We start from the raw sequence: 22,654 nt of genomic DNA, 5'->3' as shown, positions 1-22,654 counted from the left end.
AACGGATGTGGTGAAGTCTCGGCCGGCGACGTATAGGCCGGGTATCGGTGCACCGGAAACGTGCAGCACCTCGGAATCAACCGTCGTCTTCTAGCCGCCGAGTGTGAAACCGCCGGTCATGCCCCGCAGGTCGTACGCGGCGCCGGGACCGGTTATCGGAGCGAGCCATTCAGGCTTCTTCGCGACTCGCGGAACACCGGCCATCCCTCTCAGCGGGACGAAAACGATGGTCCGATCGGCGTACTACCCCGCGGTCACGATGGGGGTGGCAACCTGGGCCACCGTTGCCGGTTTGTCCTGCGGGCTGAGCTGGTTCTGCGAGCGCAGTACGCAGCGGGTGTTCGTGAAGATCGTGACCATGCACTTGTTGTTGTGATTGCACAGCGAACCGGTATTCGAGTCGCCCGCGATTCGATTGATCAGATCGGGTTCCCGTAGCAATGCGCGGCCCATGGCAACGAAGTCGAAGCCTGCGGCGACCGCCTTGTCCATCGTCTGACGGTTGGTCACACCGCCGAGCAGGATCATCGGCATCGAGACCGCGGACCTGATCTGCATCGCATCGCCCATGAGATACGCATCTGTATACGGGTATTCGTGCAGTACGCGCTTTCCGAAGAGCTTCATTCCGGTGCGAATCGGCTCGGGCATTGCTGCCGCGAAATCGCTGACCGGCGAGTCTCCTTTGAAGAGGTACATGGGGTTGAGTAGCGAACTGCCCGCGGTCATCTCCAGGGCATCCGCGCTTCCGGACTGCTCGATCCATTGTGCGACCTGGATCGCCTCATCGAGCCAGAAGCCGCCCGGGACACCGTCATCCATATTCAGCTTCACCACAACGCCGAGCTGGTCCTGTGCTGCTTCGCGAACTGCCTCGAGAATTCGAAGCCCCAGTCGTGCGCGGTTGGCGAGGGGTCCGCCGTATTCATCTGTGCGGTGATTCAGTTTCGGGCTGAGGAAGGAACTCGCGAGATAGTTGTGACCGAGGTGGACTTCCACGGCATCGAAACCGGTGTCGATGGCCATGCGGGCTGCGTCGCCGTGGGCTCGGACGACTCGCTCGATATCGTCCTTGTCGGCCGCTGCCACCACCTTCATGAATTGCATGTTGAAGTAGCGGCTTGCCGTGATGGCCCGAGTCTTGGTGGCTTTGCTGTTGTTGACCGGTCCCGAGTGCCCGATCTGTGCCGAGATTGCGGCACCTTCGCGGTGTACCGCGTCGGTCAAGCGACGTAGCCCGGCCTTTGCCTCTGGGCGCCAGACTATTTGGTGTTCGTCGGTGCGTCCGTCGGGGGACACTGCGCAATAGGCAACGGTGGTCATGCCCACCCCGCCTCGAGCGTGCTCGACGTGGAAATCGATCAGTTGATCGGTCACAAGGCCGTTCCGTGCCATGTTTTCGTAGGTGGCGGCCTTGAGAGTGCGGTTGCGAAGGCGTACCGGTCCAAGGTGTGCGGGCGCCAAGATGTCAGGGGTATTTGCTTCCGGCATGCGCGTTCCTTTGAGTAAAGGATGAACGGGGTTGGTGCACAGTCTGTGTGCTCGTGTCAGTGTGACACCCAGGCACACTGTTCCGGGCGGCTTTGGCCCAATGTATGGGCTTGCCGTGTCGTACCCTTCGCCCTGCGCGTGCGGACCGTGACCACAAGTCAGGCGTGGCGGCGAATTGGTTTTGCGTCTCTCGTGTTCCGCCCGCTAGACGCGTTGCTACCTCGGTGCCACCAGCGTGATCGTCAGGGCGCCGGACCCGGGGTTGCTGCTGGAGGCAATCCAGAAGCACGCTGCGACCGAGTTTCTTCGCGCCCCCGACAGTCTGGATCGGGCTGCTCCGCCATCCGAGTTTCGATCGAACCGACCTGTCATCACTACGCAAGGGGTATTACGGCGCATCTCCGATGCCGGTCGAGGTCCTGAAGGAAGTGCAGCAGAGGCTGCCACAGGTCCGGCTCTGAAACTATATGGACAGACCGAGATATCTCCTACAGCAACAATTCTCGGCCCGGACGAACAGCTGTCTCACGCAGGTGCGGCGGGCCGGCCGGTGCTGAACGTCGAGACGCGGATTCTCGATGCCAGTGGTCGCGTCGCGGCACAATATGAGGTGGGGGAAGTCGTTCACCGATCACCGCAGGCGACTCTGGGTTACTACAAGTACGAGGGCAAGACAGCAGAAGCCTTTGAGGACGGGTGGTTTCACTCCGGCGGCTACAAGACCCCGAAACGAGTGGTGATCGCCGACAAATTGCCGAAGAACCCCTCTGGCAAGATCCTCAAGCGCGATCTGCGCGAGACCTATGGCACCGTTTGAACAGCACATGGCAATCGGGCTCTCGAGGGCCTTGGTCCGATGACCACCCGGGATCTCCACCGGCCCTGAAGCGACGTATGGCCTTCCGTCGCAGTCGACGGAAGGCCACACTTCTTTCGGGGACGGGACGCCGCGTATTACGACTGGGGTGCGCTGGTGAAAGTCAGGTCGTTGATGTGTGGTTCGCGCAGCATGGTCCAGTAGTCGACGAGGCGCCAGGGGCAGGGCACGATGGGTCGGCCTTCGTCGTTGCGGTAGTAGCCGGTGGCCCCGTCGCCGGGGTGTGCCCAGACGGTTTTGTCCAGAGCCTCATCGACCTTCTTGTTGTACTCGATGAGGGCATCGGGCTTGACGTCCATGGAGGACAGGTCGTTTTCCACCAGGTATTGCAGACACTCGATGATGTAGTGCACGTGCTCTTCGCTCGTGATGTTGTGTCCGGCACCGTGATTCGGCGCGGCATTCGGGCCCGCGGTGATGAACAGGTTGGGGAAGCCGGAGACCTGGATACCCAGATACGCCCGAGGGTCCTGACCCTGCTTCCAGGTGTCGTTCAGCGTGGCCCCGTCGCGGCCGGTGATGTCGATGAAAGAGGCATACTCGACCTTGAATCCGGTGGCGAGGATGATGATATCGGCCTCGAGGGTCTCGCCGTTGCTCAGAGTGATCCCGCCGGGATGCACCTGGGTGGGCGACGCGCGGTGTAGCGAAACATTCTCACGCTTCAAGGATTCCAGGAAACCGGGGTCCTTGACGATGCGTTTGGCGTAAGGGCGGATGTTCGGCGTCAGCTTCTCTTTGAGATCGGGGCGATCGGGAAATATGCGTTCCAGGTATTGCAGCGACGTCTGCATGAGCAGATCGTTGACTGCGGATACCGACAGATGGGTGGCCGCCCATTCCGGATCGATGCGCGGCATCACGTATAGGTTGTCCGATGCAAGCCAATACGCCTTGAGCCGGAACCAGTTCTGAAAGTACGGCAGATGCCGCATAGCCCACTTCTCGCCGGCGGGGACCTCGTGCACGACCGACTTCTCGGGGACGATCCAGTGTGGACTCCGCACCACCGCGTGAAGTTCAGCGACCTCGTCGACGATGTTGGGAACGATCTGCACCGCGGTGCAGCCGGTCCCGATGACAACCACCCGCTTGTCCTTCAGATCCAGGTCCGGGTCCCACTCGGCGGTGTGGATCACGGTGCCCTCGAATGTATCCAGGCCCGGGATGTCAGGGATGTTGGCCGAGTTCAGCACCCCCAGAGCGGTGATGACCGCGGCCGCGCGGTGGGTCTGGGTGCTGCCATCGGCGGCCCGGGTGATCACCGACCACTTCTGTTGCGCCTCATCCCAATCGGCGGACAACACCGACGTGGACAATTCGATGTTGCGGTACAGGTCGTACTTCTCGGCGACCGCGTGCATGTATGTCAGGTACTCCGGTCCGGTGGGGTAGTACCGGGACCAATCGGGGTTGAGCTCAAAGGAATACGAGTAGTAGTGGCTCGGGGTGTCTACCGCCGCACCGGGATAGACGTTTCGGGACCAGGTTCCGCCGATGTCGTCGCGGGCCTCGAATACCTTGTATCCGAACCCGGCCGCATCCAGTTTGATCGCGGCGTTGAGGCCGATCATCCCGGCGCCGATAACGATGACATCGAGGTCTGCGGGTGGGGTCTTGGTGACGGGAATCCGCCGACGGCCCAGCTCGAATCCGGCCTGCTCGAGCAGGAGCGGGACGAACTCATCGGCGACGGTGCCCGCGGTGCACAGCGATGCCATCCGGCGGAAGAGTTCGGGCTCGGGAGTCTCGAGGGTGGGGGTGAGGTCGGTGGTCAGTACCTTGTGTGCCCGCGCACGGATCGCAGCAACCACATCGGCCGGGAATTGTCCCGGTGGCGGTGCCTCGGCTCCACTTGACGCCCCGTAGTGGGTCATGCCCGCCTCGGAGTCGATCTTCAGCGCTTTGAGGGAGGTGGCCAGTATGTCCTCGAACTCGTCGAGGAGTGTGAGATCGCCGGTGATGTGGACCATCGACATCAACAGCGATCCCGGCTCGGCCTCGTCGATCGCGCGTCGCAGGTCATCCGAGGTGATGTTGTCTACGACATCCGTCTGGTGCACTTCGGACAATGTGCTCATGGAGTTCCTTCCAATCGGGAGGCCTGCGGGCCCATGGTGGGTCGCGGCGGTGAGTCGGCAGTGGCAGTGATGCGGTTGTAGTGAGCAGACCGCAATTGCCGCCGTTTAGTAAGGTGGGTGCCCGCCCAGCGGACGCCTGTTGCGCCCCCGGATCTCTGACCTCGTCAAAGCGCGCGAGCGATGATGCTTTTCATCACCTCATTGGCACCGGCATAGATCCGCTGGACGCGGGCATCACAGTCTCCTCGACCGCGCGCTTCATCGCGCCGGCGGCCTGCGCCCCGATGATGAGCCTTTCTTGGACGAGCTGGGCGATCATCTGACCGAAACCCTGACCGGGTTCGCCCAGGATGTTCTGGGCGGGAACCCGCACGTCGGAGAACGACAACTCGGAGGTGTCGGCGCCGTGCTGGCCGACCTTGTCGAGAACGCGGCCGACCGCGAATCCGTCGCAGTCCCGGAGGTCGACGATGAGCAGCGAGACCCCCTTCGCTCCGGCCGTGGGATCGGTCTTGACGGCCAGCAGGATCATGTCCGCGGACGAACCGTTGGTGATGAACGTCTTCGAACCGTTCACCACGTACTCGTCGCCGTGTCGGATCGCAGAGGTTTTGATCGCCTTGAGGTCCGAACCCGCCCCGGGTTCGGTCATGCCGATGGCGGCGAGTATCTGGCCCGATGCCATGCCGGGGAGCCATTGCTTCTTCTGGGCCTCGGTGCCGTAGGCGGTGAGGTAGTGCGCGACGATGCCGCTGTGTACTGCGATGCCGAGCGCAAGGTCACCCGAATATCCCTGCGCTTCGAAAACGGCGAGATCGTGGGCGAATGTGCCCCCGCCCCCGCCGTATTCCTCGGGCACAGAACACAGGAGCAGGCCCAGGCGTCCTGCCGAGAGCCACACCTCGCGGTCGATTCGGTGCTCGGTGTCCCACCTGTCGTTGTTTGCGATGACCTCTCGTTCGAAGAACCCTCTGGCCAGGCTCGACAACGCCGAGACCTCCGTGTCGTGCCACGACGGAATATAAGGCTTCATGCACACCTCCGGTAGACATCTGCTGACAGCTGATTCACGCGCTTTCGGCGCCGATCGGGTCAGAGTTGTCTGACGTCCTCGGGTGACCAGAACGCCCTCACCGAGGTGATGAGGCCGTCCGCAGTGAAGGTCATCACGTCGATGGGTTCTATCTCGACGACGCTGTCAGGGGTGTGGGTCCGCACCCGGAAGTGGAAGGCAGCCGAATCGCCGCTGTGGCGGAAACCGAGCAGTTCGGTTTCACGACGAACAGTCGCGATCATGGGAGAGAAGAACGCAGCGATCGCCTCTTTTCCGTGCGCCGGGTCCGATCCCACCGGATCCTCCACTGTTGCGCCGTCGGCGTAGAGGGCAGTGATCTGGTCCGTGCTCGTCGCCCCGGCAATTGCTTGGAGGTAGCGGTTCACCGTATCGAGAGCGATATCGCGGCTGATGGTTGTCGTCGTCTGGGTCATTTCGACGAACCTATGAGCGCGGTCGCAGCCGGACCAGCGTCGCTCCTGCTGAGCGGACCATTTCGCCGCAGCTTCGATTCGATGCGTTTGGTCTCCCATTCGGCGGGAGAGTGAGGACAACTGCGTCTTCCACATTGAGACACTGCTCACAGCCCGCCATGCCCTACGTCTCGGGGTGGCCCAGTTCAGCCCGGTGATCAGGAGAAATCATGACTGCAGTACAGACCGAGAACGACGAAGTCCGAATCATCGATACCGGCGTCCCCCCCACACGTTTCGCCAGAGGATGGCATTGCCTCGGTCTGGCACGTGACTTTCGCGATGGCAAACCGCACCAGATATCCGCGTTCGGCACCGAGTTGGTGGTGTTCGCCGGTGAGGATGGAAAGCTGAACGTGCTCAATGCCTTTTGCCCGCACATGGGTGGCAATCTCGCGCAAGGCGCGGTCAAGGGGAACTCCATCGCCTGTCCCTTCCACGACTGGCGGTGGCAGGGCAACGGCAAGTGCTCGGACATCCCCTACGCGCGCCGGGTTCCGCCGTTGGCGCGGACGAAGTCGTGGGTGACGCTCGAACGCAACCAGCAGTTGTTTGTCTGGAATGATCCACAGAATCGTAAGCCGCCGGAGGATGTCACCATTCCGGAGATCGCGGCGCTGAACGAAGAGGGTTGGACCGACTGGACGTGGAACAAGCTCGAGGTCCGCGGGTCGCACTGCCGTGAGATCGTCGACAACGTCGTCGACATGGCGCACTTCTTCTATGTGCACTACGGGATGCCGACGTATTTCAAGAACGTGTTCGAGGGCCACGTGGCCACCCAGGTGATGCATGCGCGACCTCGCGCCGATGCGGTCGAGGTCAGCGCCGGAACCAATTACGACCAGCACAATGCCTCGGACGCGTCGTATTACGGTCCCTCGTACATGATCGACTACCTATGGTCCGACGGCGACCGTAGCCATGATCCCGACATGATCCTGATCAACTGCCACTACCCGGTCACGGCGGACTCCTTTGTGCTGCAGTACGGCGTCATTGCAAAGAAGCCTGCCGGAGTGTCCGATGAGGTCGCAGATGAGATCGCCGCACAGATCGCGGCCGGGGTGGCAATCGGCTTCGAGCAGGATATCGAGATCTGGAAGAGCAAGTCCCGTATCGACAATCCGTTGCTGTCAGAAGAGGACGGACCCGTCTACCAGTTGCGCCGTTGGTATGAGCAGTTCTACGTCGATGTCGAGGACATCGAGCCGGAGATGACCAACCGTTTCGAGTTCGAGATCGACACCGAACGAGCGTTGCACAGCTGGCAGGCCGAGGTCGATGCCAACATCGCCGCCGGCCGAAGTGCGATCTCCACGAACGCTTAAGTGACCCACCGATAAAGGAATCGACATGAGTAATCAAGTGCTGGACAACATCGTTGCAATGGCCGATGACATTCGGGCGCAAGCGGACGAATCGGAATCGCTGGGCCGTCTGACCGACGGCATGGCCAAGAGCATGAAGCAAGCCGGCGTGATCAGGATGCTGGCGCGCAAGAAGTACGACGGGTTCGAGTCCCACCCGAGAGAGTTCGCCGAAACCGTCATGAAGACCGCCAGTATCTACGGATCGGCAGGTTGGGTTGCCGGGATCGTGGGTGTGCATCCGTGGCAGCTCGCGTTGGCCGATCAGCGGGTGCAGGACGAGATCCTCGGCTCAGATACCGACACCTGGCAGGCGTCGCCGTACATGCCCGGTGGGATCGCGATTCCGGTCGACGGCGGATATGTCATGTCCGGACGGTGGCAGTTCTCTTCGGGCACCGACCATTGCGACTGGATCTTCCTCGGGGCCATGGTCGGTGACAAGGAGGGCCGACCGTTGATGCCGCCGCAGGGACTTCACGTCATCCTGCCGCGGGCGGATTACGAGATCGTCGAGGACAGCTGGGATGTGGTCGGCCTACGTGGCACCGGTAGCAAGGACATCATCGTCACCGAGAAGTTCATCCCGGACTACCGCGTGATGGACGGCAATGGTGTCATCGACGGCACCGTCCAAAAGGAATACGGCGCCACCGAAACGCTGTACAAGATGCCCTGGTCCACGATGTTCCCGCTGGGGATCACATCGGCGACCATCGGCATTGCCGAAGGTGTACTCGCCGCCGGAATCGCTTACCAACGCGAGCGTATCGGCGCCACCGGGACCGCGATCAAGGACGATCCGTATACGCTGCATGCGCTCGGAGAGGCTGCATCGGAGATCGACGCCGCGCGGCAACAGGTTCTGGCGAACGTGGACGAAATCTATGACCTGGTCGACGCCGGAAAAGAGATCGATTTCGCGCGGCGGGCTGATGGGCGCCGGAATCAGGTCCGGGCCGCCTGGCGTGCGGTCCGGGCAGCCGACGAGGTCTTCGACCGCTCCGGAGGCAACGCGTTGCGGATGGATAATCCTTTGCAGCGGTTCTGGCGTGATGCGCACGCCGGACTGCACCACGCGATCCACGTCACCAGCACCGTGTACCACGCGTCGGCTCTGAGTTCTCTCGGTCCAGATCCGCAGGGTCCCCTCCGGGTGATGATCTGACGCTCAACCTGTTTCGTGGCAACCGGGAATCAATACAGAAGTGAGGAATCATGAGTGAGGTCAAAGGTCTCGGCTACGTGCGGGTCGAGGCATCTGATATCGACCGTTGGCGAGAACTCGCCTTCGAGGTGCTGGGCTTCAACGAGGGTTCAGGACCGGAAGAGGGTGCGCTGCACCTGCGTATGGACGAGCGCGCGTCGCGGTTGACGGTCGTCCCGAGCTCGCACGATCGGGTGACCGCGGTCGGTTGGGAGGTCCGCGACCAGCTGGCTCTGGCGCAGCTCCGTGATCGGCTCGAGAAGGCAGGCCACGTCGTCAAACCGATGTCGCAGGAGGAGGCCGACGGCCGGCGCGTCGAAGAGGCATTCTCGATGGACGATCCGGGGGGAACACCGCTCGAGTTCTTCCACGGTCCGGTGCTCGACCACAGCCCGGTCATCACCCGTTACGCGCACAAGTTCGTCACCGGTGACCAGGGCCTCGGACACGTGGTGGTTCCCTCGACGAACTTCGACGAGACGTACCGGTTCTACACCGAGACATTGGGATTCCTACCTCGTGGTGCGATGCGGATGCCGGTGCCCGCGGAATACGGTGTCCACCGCATCAGGTTCCTCGGAGTCAATCAGCGGCACCACAGTCTCGCATTGATGCCCGTGCCGGAAGGCAAGGATCCGGGGCTGGTGCACGTGATGGTGGAGGTAGACGAACTCGACGCGGTCGGCCGTGCACTCGATCAGGTGATGAAGCGTGATTTCCCGGTGTCGTCCACGCTGGGACGGCACACCAATGACAAGATGATCTCCTTCTACGTCGGGGTACCAGGGGGCTGGGATATCGAGTACGGCACTGAGGGACAACTCGTCGACGAGTCCTACTACACCTCAGAAGAGATCTCCCAGGACAGCTATTGGGGTCACGAATGGGCGTGGGCCAAACAGATGGCCGAGGCCCAAGAGGCGGAGAAGGGCTGAAGTACTCGGATGTGATAAACGCTCGAGCCCCTGACGGACCGGCTGAAGATCCGGTCCGACAGGGGTTTCGTCGTGTTCAGGCGTCACAGGTCCTGAACGATTTCGAGGGTGTGACCCTCAGGATCCATCACGAACGCCACTGCGACACCAGCCTCGGGTATGGTCGTGGCCGGTTGCACCACCGACCCACCGTTGGACTCCGCTGCGCGGACGATGGCCTCGACGTCTGCAACCCTGAACCCCAGGGTGGCCTCGCCGGCAGGTGGTGTCACTCGTTCGAGGTAACGCCACAGAATGAAGCTCGAGTCGTCACCACGGCCGCTGGTCAAGATGATCTCTTCGAGGGCATTCTCACCCACACCCATCTCCAGTCGTGCCTTCTCGCTCATGCCGAACGTCGAGATGTAGAAGATGGCCTCCTTGTCCAGATCTTCGACGAAGATCTTGGTGAAAGCGAAGCGGGTGTCGGTACTCATGGGTTGAGTTCTCTTCCAGCAGAGGATGTGCCGGGTAATTTCTCGATTGACCCGGAGGTCCGGCCGGGTCAACCGGGCCCGATGGCATCAGACTCTCGGCACGGGCGCCTGTGCAATTCGGCTTCCCGCTGGACGGACGAGACGGTGTCGTCTCGAGGCTTTATCCATCACGATGTGTCCGAGGCCGAAATCCCATGGGACACGGCACCTGGACCGTATTCGTTTTCTGCAGAAGGAGTCTCATGGCGGGCGTATTGACGGGCAAGGCAGCATTGGTCACCGGTAGCAGTCGTGGCATCGGGCGGGCGATCGCACGGCGTTTGGCGTCCGAAGGGGCGACCGTGGTGGTCACTGCGCGGTCCAAGCAGCCTTCCACATCGACCCGAGGTGGTCGGGCGCTGGTGATCCGGGGATCTCTGGATGAGACGGTCGCGCTGATCGAGGCCGATGGTGGCAAGGCTGTCGCGATCGCTGCCGACCTCGAGGATCCTGCGGCCCGGGACAGCCTGGTAGACAAGGTGGCCGACGAACTCGGGGGCATCGACATCCTTGTCAACAACGCCGGATTCGCCGACTACTCGGTGATTGCCGACATGGAGATGGAGACGTTCGATCGGACTGTCGACCACTATCTACGGGTGCCTTTCGCGTTGTCGAAAACCGCCATACCGTACATGCGGAAGGCGGGCGCGGGATGGATCGTGAACATTGGTTCATCGACCGGACTCAGTCCTATTCGCCCGTTTCGGGAGTACAACAAGGACTCTGGCGATGTCATCTATGCCGCGATCAAGGCCGCCCAACACCGGTTCACCCAAGGACTGGCCGCCGAATTGCTCGACGACAACATCGCTGTCAACTCGGTCGGTCCGTCGACGGCGATCATGACACCTGGTGCCCAGGCACTGCTGCCCGAGGGTTATGAGACCGAACCGGTGGAGTTTCTCGCGGAGACAGTGCTTCAGATGTCGCACCTACCTGCTGCCGAGCGCACCGGGCTGGTGACGTTCAGTCTGCATTTCCCTCAGCACGAGGGATTGACGGTGATGAGTCTGGACGGAAAGACGCCGCTGCCCCCGGTTGAGCCTCCGGCCTGGACGAACCCGAACATCTTGCCTGCCGGACTCTGAGTCCCGTAAAGAGGAGAAGTGCAATGTCCGACATGACCAGTGGCTGCGACAAGGATGTTGTGGCCACGCGACTCAATCAACTGCTCAGCACGTGGTGGTTCAATTACGACGAGTGGAATGCCGAACGGCTACGCGCCTTGCTGACTGACGACGCCGCGTTCAGTTGCCGCACCGACAGCGGTAAAACCGATTACGAAGACTTCGTCCGGGCAAACCTCAGCGGTGCCGACACGATCATGGCCTGGCAGAAAGACCACCGGCTCAACAGCCCGTACCCCCTGCGCCACAACTCTTCCAATATTCACATCGTCGAGATCAGCGGTGATCGAGTGGAGTTCGTAAGCTATATCTTCGTCACCAAGATCGTCGACGGGCGTCCGTTGTCTCTCTCGTCGGGCACCGCGTGCGGCGCGGCCCACATCACCGCCGACGGACTTTTGCTCGCCAGGCTCGACATCATGCTCGACACCACAGAGTCGGTCACATTCGCGGAGCATTCAAAACAATTGGCGGAGCGGGCATGATCGATTCGCGCACACGCCCACACGGTGTCGCCGCGGAGGTTCATTGATGCCACTGTCCCCGAAAGCGCAGCAGATCGTCGATGCGGCGGGAGCTCGGTTCGCCGGCGCGATGACACAGACGCCGGTGGCCGAACTGCGAGCGATGTTGAACGCCGGTTCGGTGACTCCCACCACCGTGATCCATGAGCGATTCGACCTTGCGGTCCCGGCTCCTCACGGTTCGGTCCCGGTGCGGGTGTACCGACCGTCGGCGGCATCCGATCTACCGGTGGTGATGTGGCTGCACAGTGGCGGCTTTGTGGTCGGAGGTCTCGACCAGAACGACGAATACCTGCGGCGGTTGAGCAACGCCGCGCAGGTGGTCGTGGTGTCGGTGGACTATCGGCTGGCGCCCGAGAACCGGTACCCGGCCGCGATCGAGGATGCGCGTACCGTCTGGGACTGGATCGTCGCGGGGCCCGCGGAGCTCGGGGCCGACACCCGCTGTGCTGTGGTCGCTGGTGAAAGCGCCGGGGGAAGCCTTACTTTCGCGTTGAGCCAACAACTCAAGGACGATGAGGCCCCGATGCCGACCGCGCAGATCAGTCTGTACGGCGCCGCCGTAACCCGGGTGTCGAACCCGGAGTACACCACGAGTCTGCTCAGTCCGCAGGACTGCGAATGGTTCTGGGACCAATACGCTTCAGAACCTGCAGACCACCTCGAGCCGGGCATGAGCCCAGCGCTCGCGAGCGATGTGACGTCGTTGCCACCGACTTTTGTTGCCACTGCGGAGGTGGACCCGACCCGCGACGCCACAGAGGAATATGCCCGCCGGTTGGCAGAGGCCGGGGTGAGTGTCGAACTGCACCGGTACGACGGCATGATGCACGGCTTTGCAACGATGATCGCGGCGCTGGAACCGGCGGCAGCCCTGTTCGACCAGACCGTGGACTTCATCGTCCGGTCCGTACGTGGCCGTGAGATGGACCGAACGAGGAGTAAATGATGGCAATGGCACACGATCGGTTCTCATCGGGGACCGCGCTGGTGACCGGCGGAGCGGCCGGAATCGGTGAAGGACTCGTCCGGCATCTGGCGAAACTCGGGATGACCGTCGTGGTGGCTGATATCGACGGAGACGGGGCCGCTCGGCTGGCGAAGAAGCTCGGTGAAACAGGCGCAAGCGCGTACGGCTACGAGATCGACGTCACCGACGCCGAGGCCGTCGAAACCATGGCCGCGGCAGTGTTCGAACGACACGGAAGTCTCGAACTCCTGATCAACAATGCGGGCGTCGAAACCGCCGGTTTGATCTGGGAAGTCGATCCGAACCGGTGGAAGCGCCTGATGGACATCAATCTTCATGGTGCCTTCTACGGCATCCGGTCATTTGTCCCACGCATGATCGCGGCCGGAACCCCCGCGACGGTGGCGAACGTGTCGTCGGTCGGCGGGCTGAACAGCGTTGCCGTGCAGGCGCCCTACATCGTCAGCAAGCATGCGGTACAGGCACTCACCGAGGGTCTGTACCAGGACCTCTCGCTCACCGACGCGCCGATTCAGGTGTCGGCCATTGTTCCTCATTCGATCCGGAGCCAGATCTTCCTCGCCGCACAGCGTGAGGCACCGAGCGACAACAAGATTGCCAACGCGGTGTTCGATGCGATGCAACGTGACAACGTGACAACCGGGCTCGACCCCGTGGACGCGGCCGAGTACATGATTGAGCGACTGGCCCGCGGGGACTTCTGGGTGTTCTCCGATGACGAGATCTGTGCCCGGGCTGCAGCCAGGCGTGCACTGCAGCTCTCGCAACTTGCCCCGCCGTCGGATCCGCGCGAGATGCTCATTCGGATGGGTGTCAGCTGATGCAGAGCCTGTCCGGCCTTCGCCGACGCGGCGTGTGGCAGGTCGTCACCGATGTCGGGTTCTGTGCTCCCGGCCAGCGGGAAGACCATCGGTTGTCATCGGGCGCGGTCGTTACCATCGAATGACGGGCAAGGGCCGGGTGAGCAGGACCCGCTCGGACGGGCTATCAAGTGTCGCCGCCCACGGCGAGGTGTTCTGGAAGGCGCAGTAGTGCACGATTCAATCACGGATGCGAACGTCGATTCCTTCGACGCAAGGCAATTGAGAGACGTCATGAGTCACTTCGCGACGGGCGTCGTCGCGATCACGGGTATCGATCCCGACACGGGCAATCCCGTCGGCCTGGCTGCGAACTCGTTCACGTCGGTGTCACTCGATCCGCCCTTGGTGGCGTTCTGTGTCGCGAGGACGAGCTCGTCGTGGCCGCGGATCCGACAGGCCGGACGATATGTCGTGAACATCTTGTCCGATGCGCAGGAAAGCGTATGTCGCAGCCTCGCCGCGCGCGGCGGAGACAAGTTCGCGGATCTCTCGTGGCTGCCGTCTCCGGCGGGAGCTCCGGTACTCGACCACGGGCTGGCGTGGCTCGAAACAGAGTTGGAAGCCGAGCATGAGGCGGGTGACCACGTGATCGTGGTGTCACGAGTGCGGCATATACACGCCGGACAAGAAGCGCCACTGATCTTCTATCGGGGCAAATATGGTCGGGTGGAGCACTTTCCGCTCGACGACGACATCTCGCGGGTCGGTCAGGTGGCGCGATGACGATGCAGCCGCTCAACTGCAGGACATGTGGGCTCGGGGTGATGGTGGAAAAGTTCAGCACCGCCCACACCTCGATCCAGTGGCTGGCCGACGCGACCACGTGCCCGTTGGTCTCCCTCCGCGGACATCTGCCCGCCGATGACGATTGTTGCCCAGAACTTCGCAAGACCATCGACGACGCGGTCGAGGACAAAACGTTGCCGGAAAGTCGGATCGAGCTGCCGGCGGCAGGCGCCATACCTCGAATGGTCGGTGGCCCAAGCCACTAGATCCCGGTCCGTTCCGCGGCCATCGTCCACTGGACGGGAGCGCCGGTGTAGCGGGCTGGCCCTGACTGCCAAGCTCGAATCATGACCACAGTCACGGAAAAACCCGACATCGCAAAAGAATTGAAGACCGAATCAGGAGTGCTCCGCTATTACGAGCGCGGTGATGGTCCACCGCTTCTTCTGTTGCACGGATCCGGTCCGGGCGTCACCGGCTGGCGTAACTTCTCCGGTAACTTCGATGTCTTCGCCGAGAACCACCGGACGTTCATCCTGGAGTTCCCCGGCTTCGGTGTCAGCGATGATTTCGGTGGACATCCGATGCTCACCGCACAGCAGGCCGTTATCGAGTTCCTCGACGGGATGGGCCTGGAAAGTGTTGCGATCATCGGTAACTCGATGGGCGGCATCGTCGGGGCCTCTCTTGCGATCAATCACCCTGAGCGCGTGAACAAACTGGTGACCATCGGGGGGATCGGCACAAACCTGTACAGTCCCGGACCCGGTGAGGGCATCAAGTTGCTGATGGAGTTCACCGACAACCCGACCCGCGAGAAGCTGACGCAGTGGCTCCATTCGATGGTCTACAACCCGGCGATGGTGACCGAACAGCTCATCGAAGACCGCTGGACACAGGCCACCGAGCCGGCGACGCTGGAGAGCGCGCGAAAGATGTATGGCTCTGCGGCATTCGGAGCCATGGTGAAAGCGGCTGCGGCGTCGACTGATACGCCGATGTGGGCGAAACTGAACCAGATCAAGATCCCCGTACTGGTGACCTGGGGGCGTGATGACCGGGTCAGTCCACTGGACATGTCGATCGTTCCGATGCGGACGCTTCCGCGCGGTGAATTGCATGTCTTCCCCAACTGCGGGCACTGGGTGATGATCGAACAGAAAGCAGCCTTTGAATCTGCGGTCGTGGCATTTCTCGGGCGCGAAGACTGAGCCTGCCGCGACGTGCAATCGAACCGGCCGGGTCGACGGATATCCGTCGACCCGGCCGGTCTCGTTCGACATCGCTCAGAAGCGTGATGGCGCTGCGGCGATCACAGCGTTGTGAGGCCGTCCGCGGTGGCGCTCGCCGCCTCGATCGACGTCGCAGTATCTCCGGCGGGGCCGGGAAAATGGCACGCCACAAAGTGGTTGGTCCCCACTTCGCGGATCTGCGGCTCGGTCTCGGCGCAGATGGCCGCGGCCTTCGGGCACCTGGTGCGGAAACGACATCCGCTGGGTGGGTCGGTCGGTGAGGGCAGGTCTCCGTGCAGTTCCACCTCGCGCGGTGGGCTCAGCGGGTCTGGTTCGGGGATCGCCGACAGTAACGCTTCGGTGTACGGATGGAGTGGCCGGGCATACAGGTCATCGGGTTGGGCGACCTCGCAGATCTTGCCGAGATACATGACCACGATCCGGTCGCTCACGTTCTTGACCACCGCGAGGTCGTGGGCGATGAACAGCAGCGTCAAACCGTAATCGGCCTTCATGTCCTCGAGCAGATTCAGGATCTGGGCCTGGACTGACACGTCGAGTGCGGACACCGGCTCATCGCAGACCACGAGTTCGGGTTCGAGCACCATTGCCCGCGCGATCGAGATGCGTTGGCACTGCCCACCGGAGAACTCATGAGGGCGTCGCTCGCCTGCGGTCTCGGGATCGAGTCCGACAACCGACAGAATTTTGTCTACTGCGGCGTCACGGTCTGCCCGGTTCATCTCGGCAGCGATATCAAGGCCCTCGGAGACGATCTTGCGGACCTTCCGAAGCGGATTGAGTGATGAAATCGGATCCTGGAAGATCATCTGCATAGCGCGTCGGATCGGACGCATCTGACGCGCAGACAGCGCTGCGAGGTCTTCGCCCTTGAACCGGACCTGACCGGAGGTCGGTGCCGGTAGCTGCATGATCGCCTTTGCAACTGTGGACTTTCCACAGCCGGATTCGCCCACCAGGCCGAGCGTTTCGCCGCGAACTATATCGAGGCTGACCCCTGACACCGCGTGAACCTTGGTGCCACGGCCGATGCTGTACTCGACGACGAGATCGTGCACGCTCAGCAGGACTTCGTCGCTGTTGCGCAGATGTGCTGTTCCGGTACCCGCCATCAGAGTTCCTCTCGCAGGTCCAGCGGCATACCGGCTGCGGTGATGCCGTGGAGTCGGTTGTCTGCCAATGCCGCGTCGCCCTCGGGTGTTCCGACCGGGAAGAAGCAGGCATGTCTGTGCCCTGGACCGACAGTGTTGTCGGACACCAGCTGTGGTGTTTCCGCGAGGCAGCGGGGCTGGGCATGTGTGCAGCGCGGTGCAAACGCGCATCCGTCCGGAGGATCGATGACGGTCGGTGGCCGGCCCGGTATCGCCTCCAGGCGGGTATGACTGGGGTCCGCGAGCTTCGGGATCGAGCGGATGAGGGCCTGGGTGTACGGGTGACGCATCTCGGTGAACAGCGTTCGGGTAGGTGCCTGTTCGACTACCCGCCCGGCGTACATGACGGCGATCTCATCGGTGCGGCCGGCGACCACTCCCAGGTCGTGGGTGATGAGAATCATCGCCATTCCCTGTTCTTGACGTAGCCGGGCCAGGAGGGTGAGGACCTGGTGTTGCACGGTGACATCGAGCGCTGTGGTCGGCTCGTCGGCGATGAGCAGGTCGGGTCCGCAGGCGATCGCCAGGGCGATCACCACACGTTGACGCATTCCGCCGGAGAGGTTGTGGGGGTATTGGGACAATCGCTTGCGCGGTTCCGGGATTCCCACCCAGCCCAGCAGTTCTTCGGCACGCACCTGGGCCTGCGCCTTGGTCATGTCTGTGTGTCTGCGCAGGGTCTCGACGAGTTGGTGCCCGATGGTGAGCACAGGTGTCAGTGAGGTCATCGGATCCTGGAAGACCATCGCAACGCGGGAGCCCCAGAGCTTGCGGGCCTGAGATCGATCCAGCGTGGACGTGTCCTGTCCGTCGATTTCGATGACCGATCCGGGTTGGATCACCGCGCTCGGTGCCAAGATGTTCATGATCGACCGGGAGAGAACAGATTTGCCCGAACCCGATTCGCCGACAACACCGAGCGTCCGGCCGTGGCCAAGTTCGAGATCGACGCCGTCGAGGGCGCGAACCATCCCGCGTTGGGTGTCGAACCAGACCCGCAGGTTCTGCACGCGGAGAACGGATTCGGACGAGTTCCGATTCTCGGCGGCGGGTTCCTGCTTTTTGATGGAAACGTTCACAGCGATGATTCCCTTCCGACACGGCCGCGGGCCCAGTCGCCCAAACGATTGAGAGAGAAGACGGTGAGGAAGAAGAAGATGCCCGGCACGAGAACCAGATGCGGTGCTTCGTAGAGACTCTCGCGGCCGGCCGCGATCATGCCGCCCCAGCTCGGTGCCGGTGGTGGGATGCCCAAGCCGAGGAAGCTCAATGAGCCCTCCGCCACAACCAGTCCGGCCGCGACAACGGTTGCGAAGGACACGACCGGCAGCATCACGTTGGGGAGAATTTCCCGCCCGATGATCCGGATGTTGGTCGACCCCAAAGACCGTGAAGCGGTGACGAACTCACGGTTTGCGAATGCGATTGTGTTGGCACGGGCTATTCGAACGAAGGTAGGAGCACCGACGATGCCGAGACCGATCGCGAGGGTCGGGATGCTGGGTTCCATCACCGCGACGAGGGCGATCAGCAGAATGAGCGGCGGGAACGCCAGAATGGTGTTGGTTCCGATGTCCAGAGTGGTGTCGAGACCGCCGCGGAAGTAGCCCGCCAGGATTCCGATGGCCGTTCCGGCGACCAGCGCGATCAATGTGGCGCCGACGGCAACGGCCAGCGACACCCGGGCACCGTAGATTGCCCGGGACAGTTCATCTCGGCCGAGTTCGTCGGTCCCGAGGATGTGAGCCAGGTCCTGAAAAGGACGCAGTGAGTATTGGTCGGTGATCTCCGACGGTGATGGCAGCGGCAACAGATCGGCGAACACGGCGGCGAGGATGATGAGAATCAGCCAGGCAGCGCCCAGGGCGGCACCGAGATCGCGTTTGCGGCGTCGTCTGCGTTTGACAGCAGGTGCGTCGGTCACCGGGTCGGCCAGGGCGCTGGCCATCTCCAGTGGGGTGTGCGGTTCTTTCAACGCCTTCTGCAGCAGGTCTTCCGGTGGCCCACCGGCGAACGTGTTCTCTGTTTCAGATGTGCTCATGCCGCTCTCACTCTCGGATCGAGTACGGGGTAAGACAGGTCGACCAGGGCGTTGAGCAGGACATAGGCGACGGCGACCACAAGCACCACACCCTGGATGAGCACGAAGTCACGGCCGGTGATCGCCGTGATGACCAGCGACCCGAGTCCAGGTAGGGAGAAAAGGGTTTCGACGATCACCGTGCCCCCGATGAGGCGGCCAAGGGCCACCCCCATGACGGTCACGAGTGAGAACACCGACGGCCGCAGAGCATGGGTGAACAGGATCTGCGTCGAGGACAATCCCCGGGCGCGTGCGGACAACACGAAGTCCTGTTGCAGCGTTGCCATCGTGTCGTTCCGCAGGACCCGGATGAAACCGACCGCTTCGATTGCCGAGAGTGTCAGGACGGGCAGGATGAGGCTTTCGATGTGCGGGACCAGGCCTTCGGAAAGCGGAGCCCACCCGGTGACCGGCAGGGCGCCCATGCTCACGGCGAAGATGAAGACAAGCAGCACGCCGAGCAGAAAACTCGGGATAGACAGCGTCACTGCACAAATGAAGGTCGAGACGCGGTCGAAGATGCCTCCCGGTCGGTACGCGGACAGCACACCGACCGGAATGGCGACGAGTAGCGCAAAGAGTATGGACAGGCCGGCGAGTTCGATGGTGACGGGTAGCCGCTCCATGATCGCCTCGGTGACCGGCACCTGGGACTGCATGGAACGACCGAGGTCTCCCTGCAATGCGTTGCCGAGCCACTCGAAGTAGCGCATCACCAAGGGGCCGTCGAGTCCGTATCGTTCGACGGCTGCGGCCCGCATCTCCGGGGTGGCACCGGCCGGGAGCATTGCGGCAACGGGATCGCCGGGAATGAGTTCGAGCAGCAGGAAAGTCACGATGCTGACCAGGAATAGCACCGTGACCAGCTTGGCGAAGTATCGCGCTACGCCCAGTGTGGACACGTTAGGTTCTCGCTCTCGTCGTGTGCGGGCGGGGGTTTCGGTGTGCCCGTGGGTTGGTCACCCAGAGGTTTCAGGTGACCAACCCACGGGGTATGTCGTAGACCGTTACTGCTGCACCCACGCCAGGTCGGGCCTGAACCAGTACTGGTACTGCACCTCGATGCCGTGGACATTGGGGGGAGTGAGCACGTACGTCGTTGCGTGTCGCCAGAATCGGTACGCGTTGGCATCCACGATTCCCGCGATCGCGTCGGCGTACGCCTTGTTGACTGTCGCCGGATCGTTGGAGGAGTGGGTGAGGGCGAGCGCCTCGTCCACTGCCGGGTCCGAGAATCCCGAGGTGTTGTTCGGGCCGTCGGTGGCGAATGTCCGGTAGAGCCGATCCGGATGCGCACCGCCCAGCGCACTGATGATCAAATCGAAGTTGCCGGATGTCAGTGCCGAATAGTAGGCGGAACCATCCAACGCAACGATTTCGAGGTTGAGCCCGTCGACCTTTGCGAACTGTGCCTGCAGGAGCTCACCCGCCTGGGTCAGGACGGGACTTCCGGCCGTGACGGTATAGGTGAGATCGACTTCTTTTCCACCGTTGCGGCTGCGGTAGTCGTTGATCAGTTTCTGGGCGCCGGCGACATCGAGCTCTGGCCATGCCGAACTCGGGTCGTAAAAGGGGCTGTCCGCGGGAGTAAAACCGGTGGACACGGATTCCCCGGGGTACACGGCGTTCATGATCTGCTCGTTGTCGAACAACTTGCCGACGGCTTCACGAACGGCCGGATCGGCGAGAGGTCCGCGCTGACTGATCTGAACACCGGTGCCACCCTGCAGGGTGGCGGAGGTGACATTCATGCCTGCGCTCTCGGCCCGGTCCGCGTATTTCTTCAGGGTCACTGTCATGACGTCGATCTCGCCGGCCTGCAAGGCGTTGTAACGCTGATCATCGGCCGGAATGGTCTTGAGCACCAACCGGTCCGCGTACGGCCGGGGCTGATCCCAATAGCCGGGGTTGCGATCGAGAATCATCTCGGTTCCCCGGGCCCAGCTCGTCATCGTGAACGGACCTGCGCCAACCGGCGAGTTGCCGAAGTCGAGCCCCTTCTGTGTGATGGCGGTGGGTGATCCGATGAATGCCAGATCCTCGGACATGGTCACCGGCAGCTGGTTGTTGACCTCTTTCGATGTCACCACGATGGTGGTCGGGTCCACGACCTCCCAGGTGATCCCCGAGGCAGCGGGTGCGCTCGGTGACAGCAACGCCGGGTCGAGCACGCGATTCCAGTTGAAGGCCACTGCCTCTGCGTCGAACGGGGTTCCATCGGTGAACTGGAGTCCGGGGCGCAGCTTTAGGGTCCAGACCTTGCTGTCCTCGGTCGTCAAAGATTCGGCCATGCCGGGCTGGAACTCTCGGCTCTCGAGGTTGTAGTTCATGAGTGCGCCGTAGATTGCCTGACATGGTCCGAGACCGATACCCACACCGCAGGTGACCGGATCAACCGATTGTGCTTCTGTGTTGAATGCGTAGGTGAGCGTGCCACCACGCACCGGTTCGCCGGCGGGCTCAGCGGGTGAATTCGACTGGTCGCCTGAACAAGCCGACAGCAGCAAGGCCAGCGAGGCCCCGATGCTCAAAGCTGTGGTGAGTCCAGCTTTCTTCTTCAATGGATGCTCCTCGTTGTGGGATGGGGGTTCTGCGCTCGGCGTCGGTATCAGCTGCTGCCGAGATGCCGCACTCCTACCGAGCAGTCAGCCATTGGTTAGGTTCGGTAACAAGACTGGTTTCCACTCAGCGGGCCATGGCCACGGAGCGCGTTGGTGGTGGATGGGCCGCGCTTCGTAAAAGAGGTGGCGTCCGCGAGAGCGCAAGTTGTGATGCGAGATCGTTGTGTAATGGAGTCACTCGTCGTCGACGGCACGTAATAGATTGCACCGCTGAGTATCATCGGAGGATGGCCTGATTCTCTCAGGCGGTCAGTCCGGTCATTTCCTCGGAGACGAATGTTTCGTCGAGAGCGCAAAAGCTATGACAAACACGGGCTTTCACAATGCACTCGGGAGATTCTGGGTCAAACCACTGGTCCACGTAGCCCCAGTGGACAGGGTGGGCCAGATATTGGCCGGACAGTGCGGACAGATCGGTGAATTCTTGCTCCCACACGTGTGTCCACGGGCTGGCCCCGCGGGCGACGAGGACCTCGCTGAGTTGCCATGACGACATCGAGTCGATGAACTGAGGCATGCGCAACAGTGCAGACTCGAACCGCTTCACCGCTTCCTCGTCGGCTGACGGTGCCACGCTCAGAAGCAGCGCGCGGTAGACCGTTGCGGAACGGTTCACGCCACGGCCAGACGTGCCGGGCACGTACTCGGCCTGATCGATGTGCTGGACGGCAGGGATGGAGGTGGCCTCGACGAAGGCCGGGCGAACAGAGTTCCAGTGTTCGACGTCGTCGAAGTGGAGGTGGATCAGGACGTCGCCGCCGTTGCGCACCCCGGGCAGAGTCGGCTCGATCAACGTGTGCCGAGCACCGATGTCGGTGACCGAATCGCGTAGTGAACGCGTGACCGCGGCGCGGATCGATTCATTGCTGCCCTCTGCCAGATGGAGCAGGCTGGTGACCTTATACATTGCACAATCCATCTATGTCATCGACCGATGCCGCCATCGATCGGGTGCGCTGCAGGATCATCGGGTCCATCTTCTCCCACCACTTCGCCGGACCCGGATCATGGCGTCCTTTGACGGCGGCCTGCCACCAATGTGCCTGGCCGTCAACGGTCCACGTTGCGATCACGGTGTTGCTCTCGTCGTCGAACCACAGCGGGGGGCTGATGAGCATTCGATCGAATGCCATGCCCCGCTCGCGGGCCGTAGGTGCGTATTCGTGGGTGTAGGCCTCGACAAACGCTTTCGCGCAGCCGGGCCGCAGCACCACATGGTCCACCACATAGATGGTCTGGCCGGTCATGAATTCAGGCTAACATTGCTGAGCGGCATAGTGATTCAGCTCATCCCGGTAGACGGGAGATG

Annotated in this window: 21 protein-coding genes and 3 pseudogenes; 11 read left to right on the top strand and 13 right to left on the bottom strand. The window is 62.2% G+C overall.

Annotation, left to right across the window (positions count from 1 at the left end):
- Positions 1-18: 18 nt before the first annotated feature.
- Positions 19-192 (bottom strand): annotated as a pseudogene (locus AC51GT_RS25340) (flavoprotein); the annotation flags it as partial.
- Positions 193-243: 51 nt separating this feature from the next.
- Positions 244-1,491 (bottom strand): NADH:flavin oxidoreductase, encoded by a 1,248-nt coding sequence (locus AC51GT_RS25335; RefSeq protein ID WP_496330531.1) that lies wholly within the window; start codon positions 1,489-1,491, stop codon positions 244-246.
- Between the two features lie 229 nt (positions 1,492-1,720).
- Between AC51GT_RS25335 and AC51GT_RS25330 the strand changes: the two are divergent.
- Positions 1,721-2,308, top strand: a pseudogene (locus AC51GT_RS25330) (AMP-binding protein); the annotation flags it as partial.
- Positions 2,309-2,445: 137 nt separating this feature from the next.
- Here the strand turns inward: AC51GT_RS25330 and AC51GT_RS25325 are convergent.
- The 3 genes and pseudogenes from AC51GT_RS25325 to AC51GT_RS25315 form a co-directional block, all read right to left on the bottom strand.
- A complete protein-coding gene (locus tag AC51GT_RS25325; RefSeq protein WP_496330530.1) occupies positions 2,446-4,449 on the bottom strand; it encodes a flavin-containing monooxygenase in 2,004 nt (667 codons plus the stop codon).
- A 235-nt stretch (positions 4,450-4,684) separates the two neighbouring features.
- A pseudogene (locus AC51GT_RS25320) lies at positions 4,685-5,482 on the bottom strand (acyl-CoA dehydrogenase family protein); the annotation flags it as partial.
- Positions 5,483-5,541: 59 nt separating this feature from the next.
- Positions 5,542-5,937, bottom strand: coding sequence for a nuclear transport factor 2 family protein (locus tag AC51GT_RS25315; RefSeq protein ID WP_496330529.1), 396 nt, complete (start codon positions 5,935-5,937; stop codon positions 5,542-5,544).
- Positions 5,938-6,146: 209 nt separating this feature from the next.
- Between AC51GT_RS25315 and AC51GT_RS25310 the strand changes: the two genes are divergently transcribed.
- The 3 genes from AC51GT_RS25310 to AC51GT_RS25300 are packed head-to-tail and all read left to right on the top strand — an operon-like array spanning position 6,147 to position 9,488.
- A complete protein-coding gene (locus AC51GT_RS25310; RefSeq protein WP_496330528.1) occupies positions 6,147-7,307 on the top strand; it encodes a 3-ketosteroid-9-alpha-monooxygenase, oxygenase component in 1,161 nt (386 codons plus the stop codon).
- 25 nt (positions 7,308-7,332) lie between these two features.
- Positions 7,333-8,514, top strand: a complete 1,182-nt coding sequence (locus AC51GT_RS25305) for an acyl-CoA dehydrogenase family protein (protein ID WP_496330527.1) — start codon at positions 7,333-7,335, stop codon at positions 8,512-8,514.
- 50 nt (positions 8,515-8,564) lie between these two features.
- Positions 8,565-9,488 (top strand): VOC family protein, encoded by a 924-nt coding sequence (locus tag AC51GT_RS25300; protein WP_496330526.1) that lies wholly within the window; start codon positions 8,565-8,567, stop codon positions 9,486-9,488.
- A gap of 83 nt (positions 9,489-9,571) precedes the next feature.
- Here AC51GT_RS25300 and AC51GT_RS25295 read toward each other — a convergent pair whose 3' ends face one another.
- Positions 9,572-9,964, bottom strand: a complete 393-nt coding sequence (locus AC51GT_RS25295; protein WP_496330525.1) for a VOC family protein — start codon at positions 9,962-9,964, stop codon at positions 9,572-9,574.
- Between the two features lie 242 nt (positions 9,965-10,206).
- On the opposite strand from AC51GT_RS25295, the gene AC51GT_RS25290 reads away from it, so the two are divergent.
- The 7 genes from AC51GT_RS25290 to AC51GT_RS25260 all read left to right on the top strand — a co-directional run bounded on the left by AC51GT_RS25290 (position 10,207) and on the right by AC51GT_RS25260 (position 15,448).
- Positions 10,207-11,094: an SDR family NAD(P)-dependent oxidoreductase gene (locus tag AC51GT_RS25290; protein ID WP_496330524.1), complete on the top strand. Its 888-nt coding sequence runs from the start codon at positions 10,207-10,209 to the stop codon at positions 11,092-11,094.
- 23 nt (positions 11,095-11,117) lie between these two features.
- Positions 11,118-11,618, top strand: a complete 501-nt coding sequence (locus AC51GT_RS25285; protein ID WP_496330523.1) for a nuclear transport factor 2 family protein — start codon at positions 11,118-11,120, stop codon at positions 11,616-11,618.
- A 46-nt stretch (positions 11,619-11,664) separates the two neighbouring features.
- The gene (locus tag AC51GT_RS25280) at positions 11,665-12,606 is read left to right on the top strand and encodes an alpha/beta hydrolase (protein ID WP_496330522.1); all 942 of its coding nucleotides are present in this window, start codon (positions 11,665-11,667) and stop codon (positions 12,604-12,606) included.
- Positions 12,606-13,469: an SDR family NAD(P)-dependent oxidoreductase gene (locus tag AC51GT_RS25275; RefSeq protein WP_496330521.1), complete on the top strand. Its 864-nt coding sequence runs from the start codon at positions 12,606-12,608 to the stop codon at positions 13,467-13,469. Before AC51GT_RS25280 ends, AC51GT_RS25275 begins: the two co-directional genes overlap by 1 nt.
- A gap of 273 nt (positions 13,470-13,742) precedes the next feature.
- Positions 13,743-14,234, top strand: coding sequence for a flavin reductase family protein (locus AC51GT_RS25270; protein WP_496330520.1), 492 nt, complete (start codon positions 13,743-13,745; stop codon positions 14,232-14,234).
- Positions 14,231-14,503 (top strand): hypothetical protein, encoded by a 273-nt coding sequence (locus tag AC51GT_RS25265; RefSeq protein ID WP_496330519.1) that lies wholly within the window; start codon positions 14,231-14,233, stop codon positions 14,501-14,503. The genes AC51GT_RS25270 and AC51GT_RS25265 overlap by 4 nt, the downstream gene beginning before the upstream one ends.
- Positions 14,504-14,584: 81 nt before the next feature.
- Entirely contained in the window at positions 14,585-15,448 is an 864-nt protein-coding gene (locus AC51GT_RS25260; protein WP_496330518.1) for an alpha/beta fold hydrolase, read from the top strand.
- A 101-nt stretch (positions 15,449-15,549) separates the two neighbouring features.
- Here the strand turns inward: AC51GT_RS25260 and AC51GT_RS25255 are convergent, their stop codons facing one another.
- The 7 genes from AC51GT_RS25255 to AC51GT_RS25225 all read right to left on the bottom strand — a co-directional run bounded on the left by AC51GT_RS25255 (position 15,550) and on the right by AC51GT_RS25225 (position 22,592).
- Complete coding sequence (locus tag AC51GT_RS25255; RefSeq protein WP_496330517.1) at positions 15,550-16,602, bottom strand: ABC transporter ATP-binding protein; 1,053 nt, start codon at positions 16,600-16,602, stop codon at positions 15,550-15,552.
- A complete protein-coding gene (locus AC51GT_RS25250) occupies positions 16,602-17,612 on the bottom strand; it encodes an ABC transporter ATP-binding protein (RefSeq protein WP_496330542.1) in 1,011 nt (336 codons plus the stop codon). The genes AC51GT_RS25255 and AC51GT_RS25250 overlap by 1 nt, the downstream gene beginning before the upstream one ends.
- A gap of 104 nt (positions 17,613-17,716) precedes the next feature.
- Complete coding sequence (locus AC51GT_RS25245; protein ID WP_496330516.1) at positions 17,717-18,682, bottom strand: ABC transporter permease; 966 nt, start codon at positions 18,680-18,682, stop codon at positions 17,717-17,719.
- Positions 18,679-19,626: an ABC transporter permease gene (locus AC51GT_RS25240; protein ID WP_496330515.1), complete on the bottom strand. Its 948-nt coding sequence runs from the start codon at positions 19,624-19,626 to the stop codon at positions 18,679-18,681. Before AC51GT_RS25240 ends, AC51GT_RS25245 begins: the two co-directional genes overlap by 4 nt.
- A gap of 105 nt (positions 19,627-19,731) precedes the next feature.
- Entirely contained in the window at positions 19,732-21,285 is a 1,554-nt protein-coding gene (locus tag AC51GT_RS25235; protein WP_496330514.1) for an ABC transporter substrate-binding protein, read from the bottom strand.
- 301 nt (positions 21,286-21,586) lie between these two features.
- Positions 21,587-22,252: a Dabb family protein gene (locus AC51GT_RS25230; RefSeq protein ID WP_496330513.1), complete on the bottom strand. Its 666-nt coding sequence runs from the start codon at positions 22,250-22,252 to the stop codon at positions 21,587-21,589.
- Complete coding sequence (locus tag AC51GT_RS25225) at positions 22,245-22,592, bottom strand: hypothetical protein (protein ID WP_496330512.1); 348 nt, start codon at positions 22,590-22,592, stop codon at positions 22,245-22,247. The genes AC51GT_RS25230 and AC51GT_RS25225 overlap by 8 nt, the downstream gene beginning before the upstream one ends.
- Positions 22,593-22,654 lie beyond the last annotated feature (62 nt).

Source organism: Williamsia sp. z34, assembly GCF_059553395.1.
The sequence above is the reverse complement of the archived record's forward strand: the minus strand, read 5'-3'. Positions and strand labels throughout refer to the sequence as shown.